Genomic DNA, 26329 nt, shown 5'->3' on the forward strand with positions numbered 1-26329 from the left:
TCTCTCGGCTGTTGTCGCAGGTGGTGCGGGTGGACGCGCGGGGTGCGCCGCGGCGTCGCCGCCGTACGGGCGGGCGCGGACACGGCTCCGGGCCCGCGCGCCCCGCGGATTCCATCATCGCGCACCGGGTCGTCCGGGGCCGGGCCGCCCTGGGGCGGAGCAGCGAGCCATACAGCGTATGGTGGACGGTCGCCGGAGACACCGGTGGGGCAGGCGCGGCGGCCGCCGCGCCCGGCGAAGCACGACGAAGAAGGTGCGCAATGGCGAGCGCAGCGCCCCGCACGGCGGCCCGGCCCGGCCGCCCCCGGTGGTGGACCGAACTCCCGCTCCTGGCCGCGGTGTACGCCGCGTACACCGCGGGCCGGCTGCTCGCCCGGGGCGACGTGGCCACCGCCACCGGGCACGGCACCGCCCTCCTCCGGGTGGAGCGGGCCCTGCACCTCACCCCGGAACCGGCGCTGAACCGGCTCTTCACCGGCGTCCCCGTGGTCGGCGTCCCCGCCGCGTACGCCTACGCCGCGCTGCACTACGTCGTCACCCCGGCGGTCCTGGTCTGGCTGTGGCGACGGCGGCCCGCGCACTACCGGGTGGCGCGCGGCCGGCTGCTGACCGCCACCCTCATAGGGCTGATCGGTTTCACCCTCTTCCCGACCGCGCCGCCGCGCCTGCTCGACGCCGGAGCGGGCTTCGTCGACGGCATGGCGCACTACGCCGGATACGGCTGGTGGGGCGCCGAGGCGTCCGCCCCGCGCGGTCTGGGCGGACTGACGAACCAGTACGCGGCGATGCCGAGCCTCCATGTGGGCTGGGCGCTGTGGTGCGGTGCGGTCGTGTGGCGGCTGGCCTCGTCCCGGGTGGCGCGGGCGCTCGCCGTGGCCTACCCGGTGGCCATCGCCCTGGTGGTGATGGGCACCGCCAACCACTACCTCCTGGACGTGGTGGCGGGCGTGGCCGTCATGGGCGTGGGCGCCTGGCTCTCCGGCCCGCTGCTCCGCCTCACCGACGCCGTACGCGCCCGGGTCACGCACTCCACCGCGGCGGAACCGGGTGCCCCGGCGACCGCACGGCGGGACCGGGCCGCCACCGGACGGCACGGGCGGGCGGGGGGCGTTGTCGGTGGCGGATGCGAGACTTCGCCGGGTGAACGTTTTCCGCGACAGCCGACCCGCGGCGACCGCTGCGCCGAGCGCGGCGCCGACGCCGTCCCCGAGCCTGCGGCAGCGCCTCACTGAGCTGCGCGGGCCGGGCATACGCCCCCGCGCGCTCGACGCGCGGGCGCTCGCCGCGCTGGCCGCCAACCCGGGCTGCCGCCGCCGCGCGCTGCTCGACGGCGCGGGCGTCGACAAGGCCGCCCTGGCCCGAGCGCTCGGCTCCCCCGCGGGCCACGGCCAGTCCCGGTTCGCCCTCGCCCGGGGCAACAGCTTCGAGGCCCGCGTCAAGGCGGACGGCGGCGCGGAGCTGCTGCGGCTGCTGCACGCCCGGCTGCCGTCCCACGTCCCCGCGCCCGAGGCGGACGAGGTCGCCGCGCCGGATCTGACGGCGGCCGGTCCCGAGGGCCGGGCCGCCCGGACGGCGCTGGCGCTGCGCGCGGCCACGGCCACCGGCGGCTGGACACTGCTGGACCATCCGCTGCTCGCCGTCGAGGTCGCCGGTTCGCCCGCGTACGTGGAGCCCGACGCGGTGGTGGTCCGCCCGGACGGCGTCTGGACGGTCGTGGAGATCAAGTCCTTCCCGATGATCGACGGCGTGGCTCACGCCGCCAAGGTGGGCGCGGCGGCCCGGCAGGCGGCGGTCTACGTCCACGCCCTGGAAGGCGTCGCCGCGCGGGTCACCGCCGGTGGTGAGCGCCCGGCCCGGGTCGGCGACCGGGTGCTGCTGGTGTGCCCGCAGGACTTCTCCAACCTCCCCACGGCCGCCGCCGTCGACATCCGCAAACAGCTCGCCACCACCCGGCGTCAGCTGGCCCGCCTCACCCGGATCGAGGAGATCACCGCCGCGCTGCCCCCGGGGACCACCTTCGACCTGCGTCTCGCCGACGACGGCCGGACGGCGACCCGCCCGGCCGCCGAGCTGGCCGACGCCGTCGAGGCGGTCGACGCGGCATACGCGCCCGAGTGCCTGGCCGCCTGCGAGCTGGCCTTCCACTGCCGCGGCCGCTCCCGTGAGCGGGGCGCGGTGGAGACCCTGGGGCGCGGCGTACGCGGCGAGCTGGGCTCGCTGCGCACCATCGACGCGGTGCTGGCGGCCGCCGCGGAACCGACGGCGGACGGCCCGGCGGACGGCTCCGGGAGGACGGAAGGCGAGGCGCCCCCGGCCGGGGTCCCCGCCCCCGCGCCCCCGGCCGACCCGGTGACCGGCCCGGCCGCCCCCGGGTGCGCCGACGCCCCCGACGACGCCGATCCGGCGCTCGCCGCACTGCGCCGCGCCGCCCGGTTGCGCGCCGAGGCGCTGGCCGCCGCGCCCGTCCCGCTCTCCCGTACCGCCCCCGGAGCGGAGGGTCCGGTATGCCGCTGATCGAGACACTGGCGCGGATGGAGGCGGCGGCCGCCGGCGCGGCCACGCCGCTCACCACCGTCCGCCACCGCCATCTGTCCGACCGCCCGCTGGTCTGCGTCCCGCTGACGACGGCGGGTGAGGCCGGTGCCCCGTTGGGCGCCCTCGTCGGCACCGACCGCGACCACCCGCTGCTGCTGACGGTGGCCCAGCCCCGCGACCGCGACCTGCGGTTCGCCTTCCTCGCCGAGCTGGCCGACGCGGCCTTGCCCTACCTGGACGGCTTCGCCGACACCGTCGGCCACGAGGAGCGCAAGGAGACCGACCCGGAGACCGGCAGGAAGGTCACCGTCCAGGTCGAGCTGTGCGCCGACGCCCCGCAGGTGATCGTGCCGTCCGCCGCGGGCGTCGCGTACCTCCGGCTGCTGGGCCGCTCGACGCGGTTCCGGCGGACGGCCGAGCAGGACCCTCAGGCGCCGTACCCCGCGCCGCCCCGGGTGCCGCTGCTGGGCCGCTGGCTGACCCACCTCGGCGAGCGCGCCCGGGTGCCCGGCTCCTGCCTGCTGCTGCCCATGACGGAGCTGCTGACCCGCCACTGGGCGACGGGCCAGAGCGCCCTGGAGGACCAGCACCTGGGCGCCCTGCTCGCCTGGATCGACCCGCCCGCGGGCCGCTCCGGCCGGGCCGCCGCCGAGGAAGCGGAGTCGGCGCGCGACGCGGACGGCATGCTGCGCTGCCCGCCCGCGGGCCCGGCCACCGACCCGGCGTTCGACAACGTCCTGCTGGCCCCCGCGATGGCCCGGTACGACGCGGGCGTACCCGGCGCCGCCGAGGAGCTGCACGAGCTGATCGGCGGTCAGCTCCGGCCCACCTGGGACGCGGTCTGGCGCGGCTGGGACCTGCTGCGCGCCCTGCCGCCCGGCGCCCACGTCGCCGACCGCTGGAAACGCGACCGCTGGTCGTACACCGCCCATCGCGACCGGGTGCGCGCGGGCGAGCCGCCGCAACCCAAGCGGGACGACGCGGTCACCGCCGCCCGCAAACTCGCCTCCCGGGAGACCGCCCAGGCCGAGCTCGACGCCCAGGAGGCGCTGGACGATCCGCTGGTGATGGCGGGGCGGCGGCTGGCCGGTGAGGCGTTCGCCGGGGAGGTCACCGCCGTCGAGGAGGCGTTCTCCGAGGGCGCCCGCCCGATGCCGCGCCCCCGGGTGACCCTGCGCACCGCCGACACCCCGCTGCTCACCGACGGCGCCCGGCTGTATCGCCGGCTGCCCGACGGCAGGACACAGACCGCGGTCTTCACGGCGTACGGGGACGGGGCCGCGGGCAGCCTGACGGTGCGGCTCACCGGTGGCATGGGGCGGGGCAAGGTGCCCGCGCCCGGTTCGGTGCCCGAGCCCGGTGAGACGGTCTGCTGGACGCTGTTCGAGCACGCCCCGCGCGGCGGCCCGCAGCTGCCGGAGCCCGAGGACACCCCGTGGACGCACGGCGGCCCGCCGCCCACCGGCCCCGAGGGGGACGCCCCCGGCCCGATGACCCCGGAGGACTTCCTGTGACCGGCGCCCCGTGGACGACAGCAGCGGCCCCCGGGCCGGGCGGCACCGAGCCGTTCGACCCGGGCGCGGCGGCCGCCGCGGCGACGGCCGCGATCCTCCACGACACCCTGCACAGCCCCCGGTCCGGCGTGGTCGTCGACTCCCCGCCGGGCGCCGGCAAGTCCACCCTCGTGGTCCGCGCGGCCCGGGAGCTGGCCGCCGCCGGACACCCGCTGATGATCGTCGCGCAGACCAACGCCCAGGTGGACGATCTGGTGCTGCGCCTGGCGGAGAAGGATCCGCAGCTGCCGGTCGGCCGCCTGCACGGCAGCGAGGCGGGCACTGTCGACCCGGCGCTCGCCGCACTGCCCGAGGTCCGCGCCTCCGCGAAGATCGGCGACCTCGCCGGGATGGACGTCGTCGTCTCCACCGCCGCGAAGTGGGCCCACACCAAGGTCGAGGAGGGCTGGCGGCACGCGATCGTCGACGAGGCGTACCAGATGCGCTCCGACGCCCTGCTGGCCGTCGCCGGGCTCTTCGAGCGGGCGCTGTTCGTCGGCGACCCGGGCCAGCTCGACCCGTTCAGCGTGGTCGGCGCCGAGCAGTGGGCCGGGCTCACGTACGACCCGTCGGCCAGCGCCGTCGCCACCCTCCTGGCGCACAACCCCGACCTCCCCCAGCACCGCCTGCCGGTCTCCTGGCGGCTGCCCGCCTCGGCGGCGCCGCTGGTCTCCGACGCGTTCTACCCGTTCACCCGCTTCCGCAGCGGTACGGGCCCCGGCGACCGGAGCCTGGCGTTCGGCACGGCGGGCGACGGCTCCGGTGTCGACCGCGTCCTGGACGAGGCCGCCGCGTCCGGCTGGGGCCTGCTGGAGCTGCCCGCCCGGCACACCCCGCGCACCGACCCGGAGGCGGTGCGGGCGGTGGCCCTGGTGGTGCGGCGGATGCTGGACCGCGGCGCGGCTGCCACCAGCGAGCGCGGTCCCGACCCGGAGCCGGTGACGGCCGCCCGGATCGCGGTCGGCACCGCCCACCGCGATCAGGCCGCCGCGGTCCGCGCCGCCCTCGCCGAGCTGGGCGTGAGCGGCGTCGTGGTGGACACCGCCAACCGCCTCCAGGGCCGCGAGTACGACGTCACCGTGATCCTCCACCCGCTCTCCGGCCGCCCCGACGCCACCGCCTTCCACCTGGAGACCGGCCGCCTGTGCGTCCTCGCCTCCCGCCACCGCCACGCCTGCGTCGTGGTCTGCCGGGCGGGCGTGGCCGAGCTGCTGGACGAACACCCGTCGACGGAGCCGGTCCAGCTGGGCGTCACGGTCAAATTCCCGGACGGCTGGGAGGCCCATCACGCCGTCCTGGCCCGCCTCGCGGAACACCGGGTGACGTGGCGGCCGTGACGCCTCGCCGGCGTCGCCGTCCCCGCCGGAAAAAGTCACGAACGAGGAAACCGGAAGTATCCGCCGTACAGCGAACCGCCCCGACCGGGAGGCCGGGGCGGTTCTTTCTAGCCGTGGGGAAGGCTGCTGCAATGCTTCCGGCAAGGCGGCCACACGATGACCGTTCCTTTGTACGCCTCAAGGGTCTCGTCATATGCGCCGACATCGACCAGACCGACCCGCCCGTCCCAGGAACTGACACAGAAGCGGCTGCCTTCAAAAAGCGGAAGACTCTTCGCGCCCTGCTGACCGATGCGGTCCACACACTGCTGGGAGGTGGGTGTGGCGGAATCCTCCCAGAGGGCAACCGAATTTTTCCGGTCCCAGAGGATTTGCAGGCCCTCGATCTCCACTCCCGCACCGTCACGCCCGGACTGATAGCTGACCTTGAAGGTGGTATTCGCCTCATCGTCGTCAGCCACGATTCTCGGCGGATCCGCGTCCAGGTCGACGGATGTCAGCTTCATTTCTCCGAACCACTGGGCATCAGCCGGCGGGCTCAATGACGGCGAAGGCTTCGGCGGGCTCGGTGACCACGAAGGCTCCGAAGGGGCCGGACTTCCGGCGGAACGGTCGGGTGAGGCCGCCGCCGCGCCCGGTGGCCGTTCGGCCGCCCCGCGTCCCTCGTCAGCGGGCGAACCCTGCGCGGTCGGCCACACCTTCAGCGCGAGAACGATGACGAGAACGAACGCGACCGGGACCACGAAGGGAAGAGCCGGCCGCCACACCCCGGGCAGGCGCCACCGGACGACCCGCCGCGGCCCCCCTCGGCGCACCGGGTAGTGGTAATGGTGCTCGGTGATCTGCTGGTCCCCTGAGGCTTGGTAGACCCTCCCTCGATCCGACGCATGCCCTTCGTTGTGCGGACCGGAGCCGCCGTCCAGCGGTCGTCCCATCGCGAATTCACCCTTCTGCGAGGTGCCGGTCCCGGCCTGCCCGATATCGGCCTGACGGAGATACGCGCCACACCGCCGCGCCCGCGCCCCGCGTGCGGGAACTGCCCCCCACACCCGGCGCACCGCCGGCGGTTTCCCCGGCCGCGCACACCTGATCCGCGAATACAGAATCCATCAATCCCCCATGCCCCATTACGTTTACCGGCCTCCCGGCACTCCCGCCACCAGGATGGCAGAGCCTCCGCTCGCGCAGAATCGCGCCCCGTCTCCGCGCAGGCACTTTCCGACGTACGGACGATTTTCGGAGTTCCCTGCGGGGACGACCACCGCATCTCCGCGCTTCCGGCTCGATTCCCGATTTATCCCCCCTCTCAATTCCGCAGAACAGCTCACCGAATCGCCGTCCGCCCAATTCACTCCTTATCACTGGTCCACCCGGAGATCGAGCCCCTTCCGTAACTCCGTCGGCCGCGTTCAGTACCGAACCGGACGGGAGCCCTCAGCTCGTTTCCCTGAGCCCCGATCGGACAGGCGAACACCGGGGGCGGAAGCGGACAGGGAACACCGGGGCGTGCGGGCCACGACGCCGCCGCCCGCGTTCGCCCCGGGCGGCGCGCGCCGGGGCCGTCCCGCTCCCCCGGCGCGCGCACCCGCGCGCGGTGGGCGTGCCCCCTTGCGCGGCGCGGGACAATGGAATGCGGCACTCGACCCTGGAGGTACGTTCATGTCCGAGCCGCGACCGGCTCCCGACCCGCGCGGCGCGGCGCCCCGGCGCATGCGGCCCGCGCCGCTGCTCTTCGAACCGCCCGAGGCCACGGCGGACCCGGAGCACTTCTTCGACCTGGAGTCGATAGCCGACCCGCACCAGCTGCTGGGCCGCTCCACGGAACTGGCGCTCGCCTTCCGTGCCGCCGCCGACCGGGCGACGGAGTTCCAGGCGCTGGCCGCCGCGCAGCTCGCCGACCCCAAGCGCTTCGACCGCCTCTCGCTGCCGGCCCTCGCCGAGCGCGCGGAGTGGACCGAGGACTACGCCCGCAAGATGGTCGAGTTCGGCCGGAGCCTGATGCGCGACGCCGCCACCCGCCCCGACGGCGGGGACTGAGCCGGTAGGGGGGCCGCCCGGCGGGGCCCCGGGCCCCGTCCGGCACCTCCGGACGACCGCCCGACCGCCGCGGCGCACCCACCTCACCGGCCCGTACGGGCCGCCCGTACCCCCTTGGAAGAACGCCCGCGGGCCGCCCCCGGAAAACGTCCGAAAGGTCACCCGTCCGGGTTTTCCCATGAGCCCACGGCATATGCGCGCGGGGAAGATACCCCTTACCGGCCCGTAGTGTCCCGGTTTCGGAAAACCACTTCGGAGGCGGGACGCCCGTCGGTAGACCTGTCCCATGAGCGACTGGCAGTCCGACACCTCTCCCGCCCCGGCGTCCCCGGGTTTCCCCACCGCCTCCTACGTCACCCTCGCCGGCGCCGACTGGCTGGCCTCCGCCAGCCCGCGTCCGGGGGCCGTGCGCTCCCTGTGGGCGCAGCGGCCCGCCGCACCGAGCGTGCTGCCGTGCGGTACCGCCTTCGACGTGATCAACGCGCCCGCGCTCTTCGGCCGCCGGATGGTCGACCGGCTCTGGTCGGACGGCCCCGGCTCCGGCCCGGTCGCCGCCCACCAGGGCCGGATCCTGCTCTTCGCCGCCCCGGGGACCGCGCAGCGGCTGCCCGCGCTGCTGGAGTGGGAGGAGTGGTCGGCGGCCGTCCCGCCGCTGCTCTGCCACGGCAGCGGGGACGCGGTGACCGTCCCGCCGCTGTACCCGGACGCCGGCCCCGCGGACGGCGCCGCCCCGCCCGCCTCCCGGTGGCTGGTCGCCCCCGACGTCCGCCGCCCCTGGCTGCCGGGGCCGGACGTCCTGCTGTGGGCCTGTGTGCGCGCCGCCCGGGTGGACGCCCCGGGCGGCGGCGCGAGCCTCGGGCACCCGGTCCGCACCGCCTCCGGCCGGGCCCCGGAGCGCCCCGCCACCGCGCTGACCTCCCGCTGAGCATCCGGCCGCCGGGCATTCGATTTTCGCCCTCCCCCTTCCGGGTGCTAAGGTCTTCCACGTCAGCAGGCGCCGCTAGCTCAGTTGGTTAGAGCAGCTGACTCTTAATCAGCGGGTCCGGGGTTCGAGTCCCTGGCGGCGCACAGACAGACAAGGCCCTCACTTCGGTGGGGGCCTTCGTCGTATGCGCGGGGCGGTTCAGGCGCGGGTGACCCGGACCGTCCAGTCGCCCGAGGGTTCGCGCGCCTCGACCTCCACCCGTACCCCGTCGGCGGCGTCCCGCAGGCTCTCCCCCACGCCGAGCGGGGCGTCGGCGAGCGGCGGGTGGACGGAGGTGCCGTGGCAGGCGGCGGTGGCCGGGTGACCGTCGAGGACCTGTACGGGGCCGGTGCCGGAGGCGGCGGTGGAGCGGACGCGGTAGACGAGGACGCCCTCGCGGCAGACCGTCCGGTCGTTGCCGGCGGCGTCGCGCGCCTCGACGGCGAGGGCGGTGTCCCGTCCGGTGCGGACCACCAGCAGCCGGGGGCGGCGCTCGTCGCCCGGTTCCATGGGGGCGGACAGCGGGCGCAGGGTGTGCCAGCCGGCGCCGGTGAGCCCGGCGCAGTCGACCTGGTTGTCGCCGAGCCAGCCGAGCTTCCACTTGTGCCAGGCGAACAGGTCGGGCGCCAGACCGAACTGGCTGCCCATGAGGTCCCAGTCGCCGACGTAGGTGTCCCAGTCACCCTTGCCGCTCTCGGGGCGGTGGTAGAGGTCCGGCAGGTCGAAGACGTGGCTGGTCTCGTGGGCGAGGACATTGCGGTCCGGCGGGTTCTGCTCGAAGACGGTGACGAAGCGCCGCAGGTCGGTGTGGTCGGCGCGCATCGGCTGGTCGAGGTTGACGACCTTGGTGGCGTCGGAGTCGACGCCGGGGGCGTCCGGGTCGGCGACGAAGTAGACGATGTCGTAGCGGCTGAAGTCGACGGAGGGATCGGCGGCGGCGACCGCGTCCCGGAGGTAGGACGCGCGGCTGCCCGCCGCCCAGTCGCGCCGTATTCCGTAGTCGGTGGAGCGGTGCGGCATCCGTACCCACTTCTTGTGGAGGTGGGGGCGGAGGCGGAACTTCCCGTACGAGGCGCGGTCGAAGAATCCGGAGGTGGCCGGAAAGTAGTTGCGGGCGAGTTCGCCGGCGCCGGCGACGGGGGTGGAATCGGGGAACGACAGGAAGATCATCACGGCGTCGAGGGCGCCGCGGGGGCGGGGGTAGGCGGCGTTCCAGGTGTCCAGCCCCTCGGAGTGGTGGGCGTCGGTGCGGCCGAGGGCGCACGAGAGGGTGGCTTCCGAAGCGGTGGCGGGGCCGGCGACGATGGAGGTCGCTATGAGCGCGGTCAGCGAGGTGGCGACGGCGGCGGCGCGGCGCAGCCGACGGGGTTCGGCCCTGTCGGGCGTCTGGGGGCGCACCACATCGACCTCCGGGGGCGGGAATTGGACACCCCACCCACCCTGTGATGATTTACAGGTGTTCGTCCTGTTTCCGCGTCCAGCGGAGTGAGCGGCGCCCCCGCGCCGCTCCGTCACGGAACGTCACACGCAGCCATCGCGGTCATTCCGGTGGGCTCCGGCGAACACAGCCGGGCAGAAATGGCTGAACTTCCGTCACCCGTGCCGATGATCACGGCGATGTCGCTGGCTCGCCCGCCGCGGCAGCCTCTATGATCGCCACACTTTCCAGCGCGGATTCCCCCCTCCGTCACGAGACCAGCGCCATGCGGGAGCGAGCAGTGAGCGGACACCCCGACAGGACGGGCCGCACGCCCGGAGTGACGCTTGGCTCCGTGACGGAGCGTAAGGGTACGACCAACGAACCTGGTGCACGGGCCGAGCGGCAGGGCGCCGCGGGCCGTCTCCCGGCGCTCGCCCACGAGAGCCCGGCCACGGCGTTCGGCGACTACCGCGCCGCGTTCCACGCCGCCCGGCTGCCGATGGCCCTGCTGGACGGCGACGGCCTGATCATCGCGGCCAACCCCGCCTTCGGCGAGCTGCTCGGCACCGACCCCGCGCGGCTGACCTCGGCCGCCGCCGCGGACCTCACCGACCTCGGCTCCGACCCCCGGCTGTGGACCGCCTACCGCGAGGTGCTGTGCGGCCGCAGCGACCGGCTGCGCTGCACCCGCCGCCTCAAGCACCCGGCGGGCCACACCCTCTGGGTGGAGGTCGGCGTCGAGCCGCTGCCGGACGGCGAACGGTTCCTGCTGACCGTCGCGGACAGCAGCGACCGGCACGATCTGCTGGCCCGGGTGCGCCATCTCCAGATGCACGATCCGGTGACCCGGCTGCCCAACCGCGCGCTCTTCTTCGAGCGGCTGTCGGCGGCACTGGAGGCCGCGTCGTTCGAACCGTCGGGCACCGGCCGTATCGGCCTGTGCTACCTCGACCTCGACGGTTTCAAGGCGGTCAACGACACGCTCGGGCACCGCGTCGGCGACCGGCTGCTGAGCGCGGTGGCGCAGCGGCTGAGCCGCTGCGCGGAGCGGACCGGCGCGCGGGACGACGACACCTCCCGCGGCCATCTGGTGGCCCGGCTCGGCGGTGACGAGTTCGCGCTGCTGGTGGAGAACTCCACCGGTACCGACCAGGTGGCGGAGCTGGCGCAGTGCGCGCTGGACGCCCTTGCGCAGCCGTTCGACCTGGCCGGACAGCGGCTGTCGGTCTCGGCCAGCATCGGTGTGGTGGAGCGCACCGCCGCCGGGACGACGGCCACCGGCCTGATGCAGGCGGCCGACACCACGCTGTACTGGGCCAAGGAGGACGGCAAGGCCCGCTGGACGCTCTTCGACCCCGAGCGCAACGCGCACCGGATGACCCGGCAGGCGCTGTCCAGCACGCTGCGGCCGGCCGTGGACCGCGGGGAGTTCACGCTGGAGTACCAGCCGCTGGTGGGGCTGGGCGACGGGCGGGCCGAGGGCGTGGAGGCGCTGGTGCGCTGGCGGCATCCGCAGTTCGGCACGCTGGCGCCGAATCGGTTCATCGCGCTGGCCGAGGAGAACGGCTCGATCGTCGAACTGGGCCGCTGGGTGCTGGAGACCGCCTGCCGGCAGGCCCGCGCCTGGCAGCTGGCGCGGCCCGCCGTGCGGCCGCTGGTCGTCAGCGTCAACGTGGCGGTACGTCAGGTGTGGGACTCCGATCTCGTCGCCGACGTGGCCGGGATCCTCGCGGAGACCGAGTTGCCGCCGGAGCTGTTGCAGCTGGAGCTGACCGAGTCGGCGGTGATGGGTTCGGCCGGACGGCCGCTCCAGGCCCTCCAGGCGCTGAGTGACATGGGCGTACGGATCGCCATCGACGATTTCGGCACCGGCTACTCCAACCTCGCCTACCTCAGCCGGCTGCCGGTCTCCGTCCTGAAGCTCGACGGCTCGTTCGTCAGCGGTTTTCGGTCACAGGAGCATCCGAATCCGGCCGATGAAACGATCGTGGAGGCGCTGGTCGCACTGGCGCACCGGCTGGGGCTGACGGTCACCGCGGAGTGCGTGGAGAGCGCCGAGCAGGCTGCCCGGCTCCGGCGGATCGGCTGTGACACCGGCCAGGGCTGGCTCTACGCCCGCCCGCTCCCCCCGGAGCGGATCACCGCCCTGCTCGACGCGGACGGCCGGACCGACGACTTCTGAGCGGACGGACGACTTCTGACCGGGCCCGCGCCGGACGGGGCGCGGCGGGAACGGCGGGCGGCCGACGGCGCGCTCCCGGGCCGGTGCGCCGGGCCACCGCGCGCCCCCGGCCGGGCCCCGTCACGGTGCGCTGCGGGCCGTACCGCGAGCAGTGCGCACGGCAGCCCGGCGCGCGCCCCGGACGGACGGGCTGTGACCGGCGCCGGCGCCCGGCGCCACAGCGCCGGTCGGCCCGCCCGGCCGCTCCGTGGGCGGGTCGGCCCCCGCGCGGTGTGCGGGGGCCGGTCCCGACCGGCTCAGTCGCGCGGCAGCCCGTACGCGTCGGCTATCAGCTCGTAGGAGCGCAGCCGGGCGGTGGCGCCGTGGGCGTTGGCGGTGAGCATGAGTTCGTCGGCGCCGGTGCGCCGGGTCAGGTCGTCGAGGCCCTGGCGGACGGCGTCGGGGGTGCCGTGGACGATGTTGGCGAGCCAGCCGTCGACGAAGTCGCGCTCGTGGCCGTTGTACGGATACGCGGCGGCCTCCTCGGGGCTCGGGACCAGGCCGGGGGTGCCGGTGCGCAGCCGGAGCATGGAGAGCGCGCCGGTCATGACCTGGCGGCGGGCCTCCCGCTCGTCCTCGGCGGCGAGCGTGGCGACGCCGATCAGGGCGTACGGCTCGGAGAGCACCTCGGAGGGGCGGAACGACGCTCGGTAGAGGTCGAGGGCGGGCACGGTGTTGGCGGCCGAGAAGTGGTGGGCGAAGGCGAACGGCAGGCCCAGGGTGCCGGCCAGCCGGGCGCTGAACCCGGAGGAGCCGAGCAGCCAGAGCGGCGGGCGGTGCGCGGACTGCACGCCACCGGGTGAGGTCGCCTGGACCGGCCCGGGGACCGCGTGGATGCGGGCGTACGGGTGGCCGTCGGGGAACGTGTCGTCCAGGAAGCGGGTCAATTCGGCGAGCTGCTGCGGGAACTCTTCCCCAAGGTCTCGACCCCGCTCGACCAGGGGAGACCCCATTGCGCCCTCATGGAGCCGCTCGGTGCGGCGCAGGGCCGCGGCGGTGGCGCCGTCGGTGCCCGGGGCGCGGCCGAGGCCGAGGTCGACGCGGCCGGGGGCCATCGCCTCCAGGGTGCCGAACTGCTCGGCGATGACCAGCGGCGCGTGGTTGGGCAGCATCACGCCGCCGGAGCCGAGGCGGATGCGCTCGGTGTGGGCCGCGAGGTGGGCGAGGAGGACCGCCGGGGAGGACGAGGCGACGCCGGGCATGGAGTGGTGCTCGGCGACCCAGTAGCGGTGGAAGCCGCGGCGCTCGGCCAGGCGGGCCAGCTCGGCGGCGGTGCGGACGGCGTCCGCCGCGGAGCTGCCCGCACCGACCGTCACGAGGTCGAGGACGGAGAGCGGGACGGGCGCGTCCCCCTGGGCGGTGCCGCGGATCTCGTCGCGCTGGGCCTGCTGGTCACTTTCGCCGCTCACGGGCGGGTCCTCCTCGCTTCGCCGGTCTGCGGCCACGATAACCGGAGAACAGCTCCGGTTATTCCCGGAGCCGGTTCACCCGTTCCCGTGAATCCGTCCCGGGGCGGCGCGGCGGCGCCGGCCCGCCCGGGGAGCCGCGGCGCCGCGCGAGGGCTTCCGGGCGGGCGCCGTCTCACCGTTCCCGGTGCGCGGCGGGGGTGAAGAGGGTACCCAGGGCGGGGCGTTCGACGGTGCGGCCCACCAGGCGCAGACCCTCCCAGACGGTGACCTGATTGGCGGTGAGGACCGGTTTGCCCAGCGCGGTTTCGAGGTCCGTCAGGTACGCGGCGGTGTGCAGGGCGGTGTCCGGCAGCAGAACCGCCTCGGCGTCCGGATGGTCGCCCGCGCGGGCCATGGCCAGCACCTCGTCACGGCCCCAGGTGCCGACCTCGGCGGCGGTGACGATGCCGCTGCCCCGGGTGGCGACGACCTCGGTGCCGGACGCCTTCAGGAAGGACCGGAACAGCTCCGCGACGTCCTCGGGATACGTCGCGGCGACCGCCACCCGGTGGACGCCGAGCGCCCGCACCGCGCCCGTGAACGCGAAGGAGGTGCTCGACGCGGGCAGCCGGGCGGTCGCGGACAACTCCCTGATCTGCCGCTGGGCGCCCTCCCGGCCGAAGACGAAGCTGGCGCTCGTACAGGCCCAGACGACGGCCTCGGCGCCCAGGGCGCGCAGTTCGCCGACGCCGGCGGCGAGCCGCGCCGCCGAGCCCATCTCCAGCAGCGCGTCGACCCGGTGGGCGTCCTCGCCGATGTCGGTGTGGACCAGGGGCAGGGCGATGCCCTCGCCGAGGAGCCGGGCGAGGCGCGGGTAGTCGTCCTCGGCGGAGTGGCCCGGGTAGAGGAAGCCGACCGTGGTCATGCGGTTCTCCCTTGGGTGGGGGCTCGGGTCGGGGGACGGCGCGGCGGTGCGGGGCGCGCGGGCCGGGGTCCGCGCGCCGTCGGGCGGCGCCGGGTTCAGTGGCGGGTGCCGCCCCGCCGGGCCCGTGGTTTTCGCGGGCGGCGCTCCGGGGGCTCGGCGGTCGGGGCCGGTTCCGCGGGCGGGGCCGTACGGGCGGCCTCGGGCGGGGCGGGCTCCGGCGGGGGCGGTTCGTCCGGGCGGGTGCCGGGCACCTCCGGGGCGGGCGGGGCACCGGAGTTCATCGCGGCGGGACCGGCGCGGGCCACCGGGTCCAGCAGCGCCTGGTACGGCCCGACCGCGTGGACACCGATCGCCCGCAGCGCGGCCCAGAGCGTGACCTGGTTGGCCGAGAGCACCGGCATCCGCAGCTCGGCCTCCAGCTGCGGGATGGCGTCGTACGTCGGGAGGTTGGTGCAGCTGATGAAGAGGGCGTCGGTGCGGTCGGTCACGGCGGTGCGGGCCATGGCGACGACCTCGCGGTAGGGGACCTGCCAGATGTGCCGGGTCAGGCCCAGGTAGGCGCGTCCGGTGACCGTCACGCCCGCCTCGCCGAGAAACGCCTCCAGGGAGTCGGTGACCGACCTCGTGTACGGCGTGACCACGGCGACGTGCCAGGCGTCCAGCTCCCGCAGCGCCTCGATGAGCGCGCCCGAGGTGGTGAGGGAGGGGACCGCCCCCGCCTGGACCATCGCCGCCGTCATCGCCCGCTCGCCCGCGAGGCCGCCGACGAAACTTCCGGACGTACAGGCATAGGCGATGACCTGCGGAGAGACCGCGCTCAGCGCCTCGACGGCGGCGCGCAGCGTTTCGTGTTCGCTGACCATACGGGCCAGGTCGAGGCTCACCTCGACGGGGACGAACGGGGTACGGGTGAGGTGGAGGGACACGTCGTCCGGTACCCAGCGCCACAGCTCACGGTCGAGGGCGAAGTCGAAGGGCGCGACGACGCCCACACCGAGCTGGGGCTGAGGGCCACCGAGGAAGGAGACGTCCATGTAAGCCCCTAGGAGAACGAAGGGCAGTGGCCAGGACCTGGCCAGAGGGGAAAGACAGCCGGGACGAGCCGGGACGTCGGAACAGTGCCGTTGTTGACACGGTAGATACGACTTCTTAGCGTGGTCAATCCTCACATCTCCGGCATTTCTCGGCCTCTCGTCCCGCGCCTCCGCCCCGGTCCCTCCGCCGCCCGCCGCCCCCGGTTCCGCCGCCCCGGTCCACATCTCAGAACGGCTTTGGCCCATGCCTGACAGCACCGTCCTCGTCCTGGGTTCCGACCCGCCGCCGAAGCTGGACCGGCTCACCGGCCGGGCCCGGGTGGTGACCGCCGAACCGGCCACCCTCGCCGGGCTGCTGCCCACCGCCGATGTGCTGCTGGCCTGGGACTTCACCTCCGACGCGATCCGCGACGCCTGGCCGGTCGCCGGACCGCGGCCCGGCTGGGTGCACACCGCGAGCGCCGGGGTGGACCGGCTGCTCTGCCCGGCGCTGGTCGCCGACGACACGGTGGTGACCAACGCCCGCGGCGTCTTCGAGCAGCCGATCGCGGAGTACGTCGCCGGGCTCGTCCTGGCCATGGCCAAGGACTTCCACGGGAGTTGGGAGCGCCAGCGGCGGCGGCACTGGGAGCACCGCGACACCCGGCGGCTGGCCGGCACGCACGCCGTCGTCGTCGGCTCGGGCCCCATCGGCCGGGCCGCCGGCACCACCTTGAAGGCGCTCGGTGTCACCGTCGAGCTGGTGGGCCGCCGGGAGCGCACCGGCGACCCGCAGTTCGGCACGGTGCACGCCGCCGAGGCGCTGCGCCCGCTGCTGGGCGGCGCCGACTGGGTGGTCTGCGCGGCGCCGCTGACCGACACGACGCGCGGCCTGTTCGGCCCGGAGACGTTCGCCGCGATGCGCCCGGGGGCGTCCTTCGTCAACGTCGGCCGGGGCCCGCTCGTCGACGAGGACGCGCTCGTCGCGGCGCTGCGCTCCGGGCACCTCGCGGGCGCCGCGCTCGACGTCTTCCAGCAGGAGCCGCTGCCGGCGGACAGCCCGCTGTGGCAGACGCCGGGCCTGTTCGTCTCCCCGCACATGAGCGGCGACACGCTGGGCTGGCGCGACGTCCTGGCCGCACAGTTCGAGGAGAACTTCGATCGCTGGGCGGCCGGGGAGCCGCTGCACAACGTCGTCGACAAACGGCTCGGCTACGTCCCGGTGCGGTGACCGGGGCGCCGTCCGTCCGCCCCGGGCACCGGCCGTGCCGGACCGCCCGCCGCCATCCGTCCCCGCCCCGCCCCGGGGCGGCCGCCCGACCGGAGGACGCCCATGTCAGCACCGAACCGGCTCGCCACGCTCTCGGCCCGGCAGCTCACCGACGGGTACGCCGCCGGTACGTTCTCGCCCGTGGAGGCGGTCACCGCCGCGCTGGAGCGGGCGGGCGCCGCGCAGGAGCGGACGGGCGCGTTCGCCCTGATCGACGCCGAAGGCGCGCTCGCCGGGGCCCGCGCCTCCGAGGAGCGCTGGCGCGCCGGGCGGCCGGCCGGCCCCGTGGACGGCGTCCCGGTGACCGTCAAGGACCTGCTGCTCACCCGGGGGCTGCCCACGCTGCGGGGCTCGCTGACGCTCTCCCCGGACGGCGCGGCGTGGGACGAGGACGCGCCGTCGGTGGCCCGGCTGCGGGAGGCGGGCGCGGTGTTCCTCGGCAAGACCACCACCCCGGAGTTCGGCTGGAAGGGCGTCACCGACAGCCCCCGGGACGGCGTCACGGGCAATCCGTACGACCCGTCGCGCACCTCGGGCGGCTCCAGCGGCGGCAGCGCGGCGGCGCTCGCGCTGGGCGCCGGACCGCTGAGCCTGGGCACCGACGGCGGCGGATCGGTGCGGATCCCCGCGTCGTTCAGCGGGGTCTTCGCCCTGAAGGGGACGTACGGGCGGGTGCCGCTGTACCCGGCGAGCCCGTTCGGGACGCTCTCGCACGTCGGGCCGATGACGCGGGACGCGGCGGACGCGGCGCTGATGATGGACGTGATCAGCGCGCCCGATCCGCGCGACTGGTCGCAACTGGGGCCGGTCGGCGGCTCGTACGTGGCGGCGCTGGCGGAGCCGGTGGCCGGGCTGCGGGTGGCGTACAGCCCCTCGCTCGGCTGGGACGTCCCGGTCGCGCCGGACGTGGCGGCGGCGGTGCGCGCGGCGGTGGAGACGCTGGCGTCGCTGGGCGCGCACGTCGAGGAGGCCGATCCGCCGATCGCCGACCCGGTGGAGGCGTTCCATGTGCTGTGGTTCAGCGGGGCGGCGCGGGTGGTGGAGCATCTGGACCCGGCCGGGCGGGAGCTGCTGGACCCCGGGCTCGCGGAGATCTGCGGCATCGGCGCCCGGTACGGTGCGCTGGACTACCTGGCCGCCGTCGACACCCGGATGGCGCTCGGCACCGCCATGGGCCGCTTCCACACCACGTACGACCTGCTGGTGACGCCGACGCTGCCGGACACCGCGTTCGCCGCGGGCGCCGAGGTGCCGCCCGGCTCCGGGCTCGGCCGCTGGACGGGCTGGACGCCGTTCACCTACCCGTTCAACATGACGCAGCAGCCCGCCGCCACGCTCCCCTGCGGCCTGGACCGCGACGGTCTGCCGATCGGCGTCCAGCTGATCGCGGCCCGCCACGCCGACGCGCTGGTCCTGCGCGCGGCACACGCGCTGTACGAGGCGGGGGCGGCGGGAATTCCGGCGGCCTGGGGGTGACGGGGCGCCCGGATCGGGCGCCGGCGTGGACGGCGGGCCCGAGCCGGAGTCGGGCCCGTGGGGCGCGCCCGCCCGTGCCGCGCGCCCCGGCCGGATCGCCGCACGCCCCGCGCCCCGGACGGGCTACGCCCGGCGGAAGCTGAGGCTCTCCCCCACCGCGCCGGCCCGCCACAGGTCCTGGCAGGCGTCGGCCATCCGGTCGAGCCCCTCGACGATCGTGCCCCAGACGATGCCGGGGACCCAGCCCGCGTCCCCGTTGATCAGCAGGTTGTTGCGTTCGTAGAAGAGCGCGAGGTCGACGACGGTGGCGCGGGTGCGGGCCGCGGAGCCGTCGGCGTAGCCGTACGCGGAGGTGCCCAACTCGGTGCCGCTGAAGGTGAAGTAGCACAGGTCACCGGGGATCGGGGTGATCGTGGGGTTCTCCAGCGGCGGCTCCTCGGGGGCGAACGGCGCGAGGAGGGTGTAGATCTCGTTACGTGCGTATTTGGCGTGGTAGACGTCACCGCCCAGGGGCAGCGCGTCCCAGACGGCGGCGCAGGTGCGCGGCGCGCGGTCGTCGAGCAGCCGGGCGGTGCAGTGGACGCCGCGCTTGTCCAGCGAGACGTCGAGAAAACGGTCGGTCATGGAGGTCTCCTTCGGTCCGTGGTGTGCCGGTGCGGGCGCCGCCGGGCGCGGCGCGGGCCGTACCCCGGGGGCCGCGCGGACCCGCCCCGCGCCCGGCCCTCCCGCCTGCCTATCCGCCGGACGGCCCGGGATCCGGGAGGGCGGCGCCGGGCGAATCGGTGAATTCCACCCGCGTCCACGGGAAAACCGGGCGCCGGCCGCGGCGACATACCTGTCCACACGGCCGCACACGCCCGCCGATGACGCATAACGCTGTCACTGCGGCACAATCCGGCACTCTCACCGTAGGCGGTGATAACGGATTTACACCACGCTCGGGCAGCAGTTCCATCAAGGGCCGGAAACAAGCGGCATACATTCGAACAGTTCGGGTAGTGGCGCGCCCATGGCTCCACCACAGGGGAAAGATTCAGGCATCAGTGTCAGAGGGATCAGCCGCCGCTCACTGCTGACAGGAGCGGCGGCTTTCGGTGCGGCAGGCGCCCTGACGGCGGCGACCGGGTGCGCCCGGGTCGATGTCACCGGCGCCACGGACGGCGGGCATCTCCTCGATGATCTGCGGGAGCGCGGCACGGTGCGTATGGGGATCGCCGGAGAGGCGCCTTATGCGTACATCGACAAGAACGGCGAGCTGACGGGCGAGGCACCCACCGTCGCCCGCACCATCTTCCGCAAAATGGGTGTCCGGAATTTCGAGCCGGTACCGGTCGAATTCGGCGCCCTGGTACCCGGGCTGCATTCCTTCCAGTTCGACGTCATCGTCGCCGGAATGTTCATCAACAAGACCCGCTGCCAGGCGGTGCTCTTCTCCGATCCGGATTACGAGTCGAAGGACGGATTTCTCGTCCCCAAGGGAAATCCGAAGAAAATCCACTCCTACCGTGACATCGCCCGCGGCGGCTTCCGGATGGGCACCGGCGTCGGATACGCGGAGCTGGACTACGCGGTCGGCAACGGCGTGCACAAGAACGTCATCCAGACCTACGGCGACACCATCGCCGGGATGGAGGCGTTGGAGGCGGGACGCATCGACTGCTTCGCGGGCACCGCACTCGCCATGATCGAGACGCTGCGGACCGGACGGCACCCGCGGGTGGAGATGACCGAGCCGTTCACCCCGGAGGTGGACGGCGTCCCGCAGCGCGACGGCGGCGGTTACGGCTTCCGGATCGGTGAGACGAAGCTGCGCGACGCGTTCAACCGCGAGCTGCACGCCATGAAGCGCAGCGGTGAACTCCTGCGGCTGGTACGGCCGTTCGGATTCACCGAGGACTTCATGACCGATCTCACGACGAAGGAGCTGTGCAAACGGTGACCGGAGCACTGTGGGAACTCTTCTTCAAAGGCGTGTGGATCACCGTCCAGTTGATGGTCTACAGCGCCGCGCTGGCCGCCGCCGTCGCCTTCGGCATCGGCATCGCCCGCACCTCCCGCCTGCGCGTGGTGCGCTTCCTGTCGGGCGCGTACGTGGAGATCTTCCGCGGCACCTCGGCGCTGGTCTTGATGTTCTGGCTGTTCTTCGCCCTGCCGCTGCTGGGCTGGCAGCTGGCCGGGGTGTGGGCCGGCACCCTCGCGCTCGGCCTGTCGTACGGCGCGTACGGCTCCGAGGTGGTGCGCGGCGCGCTGGCCGCGGTGGCCCCCGCGCAGCGGGAGGCGGCCATCGCGCTGAGCTTCACGCCCTGGCAGCGGATGCGGAAGGTCCTGCTGCCGCAGGCGCTGCCCGAGATGCTGCCGCCGTTCACCAACCTGCTGGTCGAACTGCTCAAGGGCACCGCCCTGGCGTCGCTGCTCTCCATCGGTGAGCTGACCTTCGAGGCGAAGCTCGCCCGGCTCTCCACCGGTGAGAGCGCCCAGGTCTACGGGATCATCCTCGTCCTCTACTTCGTCATCGCGTTCGTGGTGACCCGGATCATGCGGCTGGTGGAGCGGCGCGCCAAGGCGTCCGTCGGGAAGGCCCCGGAACGCTCCGGCGGTCTGTTCCCGCGCACCCCCGCCCCGGGCACCGCCGCACCGGCCGCCGGAGGTGGCAAGCCGTGAACACCTGGTCATGGGGGTACGTCGGCGACATCCTGCCCGACCTGCTGAAAGGTCTCGGCGTCACCGTCGAGGCGACGCTGCTGGGGTCGCTGGTGTCGTTCGCGCTGGGTCTGGTCTGGGCGCTCGCCCTGCGGTCGTCGAACCGCTGGGTGACGTGGCCGGTGAGCGCGGTCGTCGAATTCGTCCGCAACACCCCGCTGCTGGTGCAGCTCTTCTTCCTCTTCTTCGTGCTGCCGAGCTGGGGACTCACCTTTTCCCCGCTGGTCACCGGCGTCATCGGGCTCGGGCTGCACTACTCGACGTACACCGCCGAGGTCTACCGCGCCGGGATCGACGGGGTGCCCGCCGGACAGTGGGAGGCGGCCGTCGCGCTGAACCTGCCGCGCCGGCGCACCTGGACCGCGGTCATCCTCCCGCAGGCGCTGCGCCGGGTGGTCCCCGCGCTCGGCAACTACGTCATCGCGATGTTCAAGGACACACCGATGCTCGCCGCGATCACCGTGGGCGACATGCTGTTCCAGGCGAACACCATCGGCGCGACCACCTTCGACTACATGGAGCCGATCACCGTCGTCGGCGCCTTGTTCATCGTGATCTCGTACCCGACCTCTCTCCTCCTGCGAGCCCTGGAGCGCCGCCTTGTCCGCTGACACGCACCTCACGAAGGACGCCGCCCGCCCCGGCGGCACCGAGCTGATCCGCTTCGACCGCGTCACCAAGCGGTTCGGGCCCCACACCGTCCTGGACGCGCTGGACTTCACCGTCCAGGCGGGCAAGCACGTCACGCTGATCGGCCCGTCCGGCTCCGGCAAGACGACGATCCTGCGGCTGCTGATGACGCTGCTGACGCCGGACGAGGGCACCATCAAGGTCGGCGACGCCTATCTCACCCACGAGGAGAAGGGCGGCCGGCTGATACCCGCCGGCGAGAAGCACATCCGCGAGGTCCGCAAGAACATCGGCATGGTGTTCCAGCAGTTCAACCTCTTCCCCAACATGAAGGTGCTGCGCAACATCACCGAGGCGCCGGTCCACGTCCTGGGGCTGGGCAAGGACGAGGCGGAGGAACGCGCCCGCGACCTGCTCGAACTCGTCGGACTGACCGCGCACCTCGACAAGTACCCGACGCAGCTCTCCGGCGGCCAGCAGCAGCGGGTGGCCATCGCCCGCGCGCTGGCGATGCGGCCGCAGGTGCTGCTGCTGGACGAGGTGACCTCGGCGCTCGACCCGGAGCTGGTGGCCGGGGTGCTGGACGTCCTGCGGGACATCGCCCGCACCACGGACATCACCATGCTCTGTGTGACCCACGAGATGTCCTTCGCCCGGGACATCTCCGACGACGTGCTGATGTTCGACGCGGGCCGGGTCATCGAGTCCGGCTCCCCGGAGAAGATCTTCACCGACCCCGAGCAGGACCGGACCCGGGAGTTCCTCCGCGCGGTGCTGTGACGTCCGGCCTTGCCGCCCGGTGGCGCCCGGCCCCGTTCGCCGGGCCGGGCGCCACCGCGTCCCGGCCGCCCGCAAGCGCCTGTGACCATGGCATATGCGGTACCGGAAACCGGAGCGCGAGCCACCGGCGGAGTGTGGTTTTCGGTCAAGACCCTCTCCATCGAAGGTCGTTGGCCGCTATCGTGATAGAAGTCCCGCCGCCCGGGAACAGCCGGCGGCCCGCGCCGCTCGCGCCCGACGGTGGCGGATACGACGCAAGCGGTACCGACCTGCTAGGGGGCCACCGTGGCGCTGAAGCCCGATCCGACCGCGCCGTTCGCTTCGGTGCAGCACGCCCTGCGCGTCCTCGAAGCGGTCTCCCGGCACAGCGGCGGCGTGACCGATGTCGAGATCGCCCGCCGCACCAACCTCCCCGCCACCCATCTCGCGCAGATGCTGACGATGCTGCGGCGCGAGGGGTACGTCGAGCAGGTGCCGGACGGCGCGTACGTCGTCGGCGAGTCGCTGCTGCTGCTCGGCACCGGCGGCGACCGCGATCAGGCGCTCCGCGACAAGCTCCAGATCACCCTCGACGATCTGCGGGACTCGGTGGGCGCGGCGGTCTACATCAGCCGGTACATCGACGGCGAGGTCAAGATCCTGCACTACGCGGACGGCCCGCTCGCCCCGAAGGTCAACGAGTGGGCGGAGTTCCACCGCACCGCGCACGCCAGCGCGGTCGGCAAGTGTCTGCTGGCCCAGCTCGACCACGACGGACGCAAGGATCATCTGGCCCGGCACAAGGCCGCCCGGCTCACCTCCCGCACGATCACCAACGAGAAGATCCTGCTCCACAAGCTCGACAGCCAGCCGCCGACCGTCCCGGTCCTCGATCTCCAGGAGTACGCGGTGGGCACGGTCTGCGCCGCGGTGCCGATCACCGCGGGTGCGGCGGTGGGCTGCCTGGCGCTGTCGATGCCGCTGGAGAACGCCCACCGGCTGCGGCAGGCGGCCGACGCCCTGAACCGCCGGGCCACTCCGGTGCTGCTGTCGCTCGCGATCTGACCTGGCGCGGGCCCGCGGGCGGGGTGGTCAGAAGCACCCCCGGGAAGCAGGTAGTATTTCTTTCGTCAGCGCGCGCCGCTAGCTCAGTTGGTTAGAGCAGCTGACTCTTAATCAGCGGGTCCGGGGTTCGAGTCCCTGGCGGCGCACCTGTGAAGTGGGCGTCTCCGGTTTTTCCGGAGGCGCCCACTTCGGCGTTCACGGCAGGTGGTGAGCGGCCTGTGCACGTGCGCGGTGGCCGGTTACGCCCCGGCGTACAAGGGGCGCACGGGGGGCGTGACCGGGGGCACCCCGAGCGGACGCCCGGCCTCCGGGGCGGGGACGCCCGGCCCGCCATCCATACGGAGTCACCGTACGGATCGGGGACGCGCGGGCCGGACGGGCTCCGGAGGCCGGGTCGCCGGGGAGCCGGGACGTCGGGGGCCGGACGGCGGGCCCGGACGCGGGCGACGGTCGGACGGCCGGGGCGCTGGACACCCGGGCGCCCGCCGGTGGGGACACCCGCGTCGGCGGGCCCGCCGTTCGGCGGTCACCGGATCAGGAGAGGTCGACATCCGAGCAGGCGTAGAAGGCGTTGCCGGTGTCGGCGATGTTCCAGACGCCCAGGATGATGTGGTGGCCCTTCTTGCCGGTGGGCACGGTGCCCTGGGACTGCCAGGTGGCGTCCGGCTGCTTACCGCCCATCGGGACGGTCATGAAGGGCTCGGGCTCCAGGTCGGCGCGGGTGAGCGGCTTGCTCGGGTCGTAGCCGTCCTTGGTGATGAAGTACTGGAAGTCCGTGGTGGCGTGGCGGGCGGTGAGACGCCACTGGAAGGTGTAGCCCTGGCCGCCGGTCAGCTTGGTGGCGGGCCAGTCGCCGCCGCGCGGGTCGTCCAGCTCGGCGAAGCCTTCGTTGCCGCCGGAGCAGATCTTCCCGTCGGCGGGCCCGGCGCCGGGGAAGCCCTTGGGGCCCTCGACGCTCTGCGGTTCGTACTGGATGGCGCCGCAGTCCTTGACGGTGCCCTGGGCGCAGAGCGACTGACGGCTGACCGGTGCGTCGCTGTAGCCGTGGCTGGAGGCGCTGCTGGTGGAGAGCAGGGAGGCGCCGATGACGCCGAGCCCGATCATGGTGGCACTGAACCTCTTGCGCATAGCTCGCTCCTGGAGGACGTGGGGATTCCAACGAGGGGGAAGGTGCGGTGCGGTCTAGACCAACGCGAGGCTACGAGCGGACGCACGACATGTCCAGACCAATAACAACCGGGATTCCGGACTCCCGGAAACGAGGGCGCGGACGGCACGGCCCGGCGCGGCAGCGGCCAGGCCCGGCGGAAACGGGCGGGCGGGGCGGCGCGCAGCGCGCGGCGGAGGCCGGGGCGGGGACGGCAGGCGCAGGTCAGGGGCGGCGCGGGGCCCCTGGGGCGTCACGTCCAGGGCTGCCGTACGGGCGCGATCGGACCGTGGCCAGGCGGGCACAGGGCCGGGGCGGCGAGCGCGGGGCGTCGCCCGGCGGCGAGCGCCGGGCCCGGGAAATGCCGTACGGGTGCGGGGCGGCCGGCCCGGCGGACGCGAGGCGACCGGACGGCGACCGGACGGCAGGCGGCCGGCCCGGCGGACGCGAGGCGACCGGACGGCGGGCGGCCCGGCGGGTGGGAATCGGGAGGACGGCGGGCAGCGGGGGCGCGCGGCCGCCACGGGAACCAGGCGGCCGTCCGGACCGGAAGCGTGCGGTGCGGTCAGCGGCGGCGGAGGCCCGGAGGTTCCCCCGTACGGCCTGGGGGCGTACGGCCCGGCGCGGGGTGGTCAGGCGGCTGCGGCCGGGAGGGGGGTGGCGGAGGGGCCGGCGGCGGCCTGGATGAGGGCGGTGTAGGTGCGGCGCAGGGCGATCAGCGATTCCTGGGCCTCGCGGTAGACGGCGGCGTCGGGGCCACCGCGGTGGGCGAGGGTGCGGACCGGAGCGCAGTGCCGGTCCATGGCGCTGAGCCAGGCGCGGTGGTGGGCCGGGAGGTGGCGGCGGAACAGCTGGCGGCCGCCCTCGCCCATCCGGCGTCCGCCGATGCCGAGGACCGCGTCCGCCGCCTGGAGCACGGGCGGCTCCAGGGCGCCCTGCGCGGCGAGCGTCGCGATCACCTCGGACTGCCGGGCGGTGGCCGGGGCGTCCGCCAACTCGGCGGTCTCTTCGTAGAGTTGGGCGCGCAGGGCGCGCTGGATGCGGACCAGGCGGCGCAGCGCGGTCGGGGTGGAGGAGTCGTCCGGGGCGCGGCCCGCGAGGGTTTCGGCGAGGCGGAAGAGCCAGATGCCGTGCGCCTCCAGCCGGGTCACGGCGAGCATCAGCCGGTCGAGACGGCAGAGCGGTTCACCCTCCGGGGCCCAGCGCACGATCGGCACGAGCTGTTCGGTACGGGCGAGCTGGTCGATGGGGAGATGGCGGCGGGGTTTCCGCTCCGGGGCCCAGTTGTGCAGCGACAGCGCGGGCAGCGCCACGAACTGGTCGTGGTCGATGCGGTGCGCGATGGCGGACCACAGGTCGAGGAAGCCGCCGTCGGCGCTCCGGCGGGCGGCCGGTGCCTGCGGGTCGAGCCCGGACCAGCCGCAGGCCACCGCGATCACGGCGATCCGCATGGCGGCTGCCTCGGCGTTGCGCGGCGAGAGCCGGGAGACCCGCTGGCGCAGCGCGGTCAGCTCCCCGGCGCGGGCGGAGCGTTCGACGGCGGCGACGGCGTCCGCGGCGCTCGGCGCGAGGGCGACGGTCCGCGCGAGGGCGTCCAGCAGGGTCCAGGTGCCGATCATGGTGCGGACCGGGGGCCGCTCGGGCAGGAAACCGTGCACCCGCGGGTCGTGGGTACGGGCGTCACCGCGGGTGCCGTCGTCCCCGGTCGCGGCGCCGGCGGCGCTCCGCAGGTCGGGGCCCGAGCCCTGCCGGGGGACGGTCGCGGCCCGGCCGGTGCGCGGTACGGGCGACGCCGCCGGGCGGCGCCGCGCGGGGGCGGCCGTCTCCGGGGCTTCGGCGGTCGTGGTCCCGGTCGTCATCATCGTCCTCACCGTCGTCACAGTCATCGC

General features: G+C 74.4%; 22 protein-coding genes and 2 tRNA genes. 16 read left to right on the forward strand and 8 right to left on the reverse strand.

What is annotated here, in order from left to right; translation table 11 throughout:
* Positions 1–260 precede the first annotated feature (260 nt).
* The 4 genes from ACZ4M8_RS04340 to ACZ4M8_RS04355 are packed head-to-tail and all read left to right on the forward strand — an operon-like array spanning position 261 to position 5425.
* Positions 261–1232: a phosphatase PAP2 family protein gene (locus tag ACZ4M8_RS04340; protein WP_467603177.1), complete on the forward strand. Its 972-nt coding sequence runs from the start codon at positions 261–263 to the stop codon at positions 1230–1232.
* Positions 1141–2514, forward strand: a complete 1374-nt coding sequence (locus ACZ4M8_RS04345) for a hypothetical protein (RefSeq protein ID WP_467603179.1) — start codon at positions 1141–1143, stop codon at positions 2512–2514. The genes ACZ4M8_RS04340 and ACZ4M8_RS04345 overlap by 92 nt, the downstream gene beginning before the upstream one ends.
* Positions 2505–4049 carry a hypothetical protein gene (locus ACZ4M8_RS04350; protein ID WP_467603180.1) on the forward strand — a complete coding sequence of 515 codons (1545 nt, stop codon included), beginning with the start codon at positions 2505–2507 and terminating at the stop codon, positions 4047–4049. The genes ACZ4M8_RS04345 and ACZ4M8_RS04350 overlap by 10 nt, the downstream gene beginning before the upstream one ends.
* The gene (locus ACZ4M8_RS04355) at positions 4046–5425 is read left to right on the forward strand and encodes an AAA domain-containing protein (RefSeq protein ID WP_467603182.1); all 1380 of its coding nucleotides are present in this window, start codon (positions 4046–4048) and stop codon (positions 5423–5425) included. The genes ACZ4M8_RS04350 and ACZ4M8_RS04355 overlap by 4 nt, the downstream gene beginning before the upstream one ends.
* 107 nt (positions 5426–5532) lie before the next feature.
* On the opposite strand, the gene ACZ4M8_RS04360 is transcribed toward ACZ4M8_RS04355, so the two are convergent.
* Positions 5533–5931, reverse strand: coding sequence for a hypothetical protein (locus tag ACZ4M8_RS04360; RefSeq protein ID WP_467603183.1), 399 nt, complete (start codon positions 5929–5931; stop codon positions 5533–5535).
* Positions 5932–7084: 1153 nt separating this feature from the next.
* Between ACZ4M8_RS04360 and ACZ4M8_RS04365 the strand changes: the two genes are divergently transcribed.
* The 3 genes from ACZ4M8_RS04365 (at position 7085) to ACZ4M8_RS04375 (ending at position 8530) form a co-directional block, all read left to right on the forward strand.
* Positions 7085–7462, forward strand: coding sequence for a hypothetical protein (locus ACZ4M8_RS04365; protein ID WP_467603184.1), 378 nt, complete (start codon positions 7085–7087; stop codon positions 7460–7462).
* 286 nt (positions 7463–7748) lie between these two features.
* The gene (locus ACZ4M8_RS04370) at positions 7749–8387 is read left to right on the forward strand and encodes a bifunctional DNA primase/polymerase (protein WP_467603185.1); all 639 of its coding nucleotides are present in this window, start codon (positions 7749–7751) and stop codon (positions 8385–8387) included.
* A 69-nt stretch (positions 8388–8456) separates the two neighbouring features.
* Positions 8457–8530: transfer RNA gene (locus ACZ4M8_RS04375), tRNA-Lys, on the forward strand.
* A 55-nt stretch (positions 8531–8585) separates the two neighbouring features.
* Here the strand turns inward: ACZ4M8_RS04375 and ACZ4M8_RS04380 are convergent.
* Complete coding sequence (locus ACZ4M8_RS04380) at positions 8586–9827, reverse strand: M6 family metalloprotease domain-containing protein (protein WP_467603186.1); 1242 nt, start codon at positions 9825–9827, stop codon at positions 8586–8588.
* A gap of 302 nt (positions 9828–10129) precedes the next feature.
* On the opposite strand from ACZ4M8_RS04380, the gene ACZ4M8_RS04385 reads away from it, so the two are divergent.
* Entirely contained in the window at positions 10130–12028 is a 1899-nt protein-coding gene (locus tag ACZ4M8_RS04385) for a putative bifunctional diguanylate cyclase/phosphodiesterase (RefSeq protein ID WP_467603188.1), read from the forward strand.
* A 296-nt stretch (positions 12029–12324) separates the two neighbouring features.
* Here the strand turns inward: ACZ4M8_RS04385 and ACZ4M8_RS04390 are convergent, their stop codons facing one another.
* The 3 genes from ACZ4M8_RS04390 to ACZ4M8_RS04400 all read right to left on the reverse strand — a co-directional run bounded on the left by ACZ4M8_RS04390 (position 12325) and on the right by ACZ4M8_RS04400 (position 15414).
* Complete coding sequence (locus ACZ4M8_RS04390) at positions 12325–13476, reverse strand: LLM class flavin-dependent oxidoreductase (protein ID WP_467603189.1); 1152 nt, start codon at positions 13474–13476, stop codon at positions 12325–12327.
* Positions 13477–13648: 172 nt separating this feature from the next.
* Positions 13649–14380, reverse strand: coding sequence for a maleate cis-trans isomerase family protein (locus ACZ4M8_RS04395; RefSeq protein WP_467603190.1), 732 nt, complete (start codon positions 14378–14380; stop codon positions 13649–13651).
* 95 nt (positions 14381–14475) lie between these two features.
* The gene (locus tag ACZ4M8_RS04400) at positions 14476–15414 is read right to left on the reverse strand and encodes a maleate cis-trans isomerase family protein (protein WP_467603191.1); all 939 of its coding nucleotides are present in this window, start codon (positions 15412–15414) and stop codon (positions 14476–14478) included.
* 244 nt (positions 15415–15658) lie between these two features.
* On the opposite strand from ACZ4M8_RS04400, the gene ACZ4M8_RS04405 reads away from it, so the two are divergent.
* Positions 15659–16624 (forward strand): D-2-hydroxyacid dehydrogenase, encoded by a 966-nt coding sequence (locus ACZ4M8_RS04405; RefSeq protein WP_467603192.1) that lies wholly within the window; start codon positions 15659–15661, stop codon positions 16622–16624.
* A 102-nt stretch (positions 16625–16726) separates the two neighbouring features.
* Positions 16727–18139 carry an amidase gene (locus ACZ4M8_RS04410; protein WP_467603193.1) on the forward strand — a complete coding sequence of 471 codons (1413 nt, stop codon included), beginning with the start codon at positions 16727–16729 and terminating at the stop codon, positions 18137–18139.
* A gap of 123 nt (positions 18140–18262) precedes the next feature.
* On the opposite strand, the gene ACZ4M8_RS04415 is transcribed toward ACZ4M8_RS04410, so the two are convergent.
* Complete coding sequence (locus ACZ4M8_RS04415) at positions 18263–18763, reverse strand: DUF3830 family protein (RefSeq protein WP_467603195.1); 501 nt, start codon at positions 18761–18763, stop codon at positions 18263–18265.
* Between the two features lie 385 nt (positions 18764–19148).
* Between ACZ4M8_RS04415 and ehuB the strand changes: the two genes are divergently transcribed.
* The 6 genes from ehuB to ACZ4M8_RS04445 all read left to right on the forward strand — a co-directional run bounded on the left by ehuB (position 19149) and on the right by ACZ4M8_RS04445 (position 23439).
* On the forward strand, positions 19149–20078 hold the full coding sequence (ehuB, locus tag ACZ4M8_RS04420) for an ectoine/hydroxyectoine ABC transporter substrate-binding protein EhuB (protein ID WP_467603196.1): 930 nt from the start codon (positions 19149–19151) through the stop codon (positions 20076–20078).
* The gene (gene ehuC / locus ACZ4M8_RS04425; RefSeq protein WP_467603198.1) at positions 20075–20800 is read left to right on the forward strand and encodes an ectoine/hydroxyectoine ABC transporter permease subunit EhuC; all 726 of its coding nucleotides are present in this window, start codon (positions 20075–20077) and stop codon (positions 20798–20800) included. Before ehuB ends, ehuC begins: the two co-directional genes overlap by 4 nt.
* A complete protein-coding gene (gene ehuD / locus ACZ4M8_RS04430) occupies positions 20797–21450 on the forward strand; it encodes an ectoine/hydroxyectoine ABC transporter permease subunit EhuD (RefSeq protein ID WP_399090605.1) in 654 nt (217 codons plus the stop codon). Before ehuC ends, ehuD begins: the two co-directional genes overlap by 4 nt.
* Positions 21440–22249 carry an ectoine/hydroxyectoine ABC transporter ATP-binding protein EhuA gene (gene ehuA / locus ACZ4M8_RS04435; RefSeq protein WP_467603199.1) on the forward strand — a complete coding sequence of 270 codons (810 nt, stop codon included), beginning with the start codon at positions 21440–21442 and terminating at the stop codon, positions 22247–22249. The genes ehuD and ehuA overlap by 11 nt, the downstream gene beginning before the upstream one ends.
* A gap of 285 nt (positions 22250–22534) precedes the next feature.
* Positions 22535–23293, forward strand: a complete 759-nt coding sequence (locus ACZ4M8_RS04440; RefSeq protein WP_399090599.1) for an IclR family transcriptional regulator — start codon at positions 22535–22537, stop codon at positions 23291–23293.
* 72 nt (positions 23294–23365) lie between these two features.
* Positions 23366–23439 (forward strand) — tRNA-Lys (locus ACZ4M8_RS04445).
* Between the two features lie 388 nt (positions 23440–23827).
* Here the strand turns inward: ACZ4M8_RS04445 and ACZ4M8_RS04450 are convergent.
* Positions 23828–24421, reverse strand: coding sequence for a lytic polysaccharide monooxygenase auxiliary activity family 9 protein (locus tag ACZ4M8_RS04450; RefSeq protein ID WP_467603201.1), 594 nt, complete (start codon positions 24419–24421; stop codon positions 23828–23830).
* A gap of 651 nt (positions 24422–25072) precedes the next feature.
* On the reverse strand, positions 25073–26326 hold the full coding sequence (locus tag ACZ4M8_RS04455) for a hypothetical protein (protein WP_467603202.1): 1254 nt from the start codon (positions 26324–26326) through the stop codon (positions 25073–25075).
* Positions 26327–26329: the final 3 nt, after the last annotated feature.

The sequence above is a fragment of the Streptomyces sp. NPDC027185 genome, from assembly GCF_055567035.1.

Bases quoted from the DNA above. Each gene is read 5' to 3' on its own strand.
- ACZ4M8_RS04395 (WP_467603190.1), bottom strand. From the start codon at position 14,380: ATGACCACGGTCGGCTTCCTCTACCCGGGCCACTCCGCCGAGGACGAC.
- ACZ4M8_RS04385 (WP_467603188.1), top strand. From the start codon at position 10,130: ATGCGGGAGCGAGCAGTGAGCGGACACCCCGACAGGACGGGCCGCACG.
- ACZ4M8_RS04365 (WP_467603184.1), top strand. From the start codon at position 7,085: ATGTCCGAGCCGCGACCGGCTCCCGACCCGCGCGGCGCGGCGCCCCGG.
- ACZ4M8_RS04415 (WP_467603195.1), bottom strand. From the start codon at position 18,763: ATGACCGACCGTTTTCTCGACGTCTCGCTGGACAAGCGCGGCGTCCAC.
- ACZ4M8_RS04340 (WP_467603177.1), top strand. From the start codon at position 261: ATGGCGAGCGCAGCGCCCCGCACGGCGGCCCGGCCCGGCCGCCCCCGG.
- ACZ4M8_RS04350 (WP_467603180.1), top strand. From the start codon at position 2,505: ATGCCGCTGATCGAGACACTGGCGCGGATGGAGGCGGCGGCCGCCGGC.
- ehuB (WP_467603196.1), top strand. From the start codon at position 19,149: ATGGCTCCACCACAGGGGAAAGATTCAGGCATCAGTGTCAGAGGGATC.
- ACZ4M8_RS04450 (WP_467603201.1), bottom strand. From the start codon at position 24,421: ATGCGCAAGAGGTTCAGTGCCACCATGATCGGGCTCGGCGTCATCGGC.
- ACZ4M8_RS04370 (WP_467603185.1), top strand. From the start codon at position 7,749: ATGAGCGACTGGCAGTCCGACACCTCTCCCGCCCCGGCGTCCCCGGGT.
- ACZ4M8_RS04400 (WP_467603191.1), bottom strand. From the start codon at position 15,414: ATGGACGTCTCCTTCCTCGGTGGCCCTCAGCCCCAGCTCGGTGTGGGC.
- ACZ4M8_RS04360 (WP_467603183.1), bottom strand. From the start codon at position 5,931: ATGAAGCTGACATCCGTCGACCTGGACGCGGATCCGCCGAGAATCGTG.
- ACZ4M8_RS04410 (WP_467603193.1), top strand. From the start codon at position 16,727: ATGTCAGCACCGAACCGGCTCGCCACGCTCTCGGCCCGGCAGCTCACC.
- ACZ4M8_RS04405 (WP_467603192.1), top strand. From the start codon at position 15,659: ATGCCTGACAGCACCGTCCTCGTCCTGGGTTCCGACCCGCCGCCGAAG.
- ACZ4M8_RS04455 (WP_467603202.1), bottom strand. From the start codon at position 26,326: ATGACTGTGACGACGGTGAGGACGATGATGACGACCGGGACCACGACC.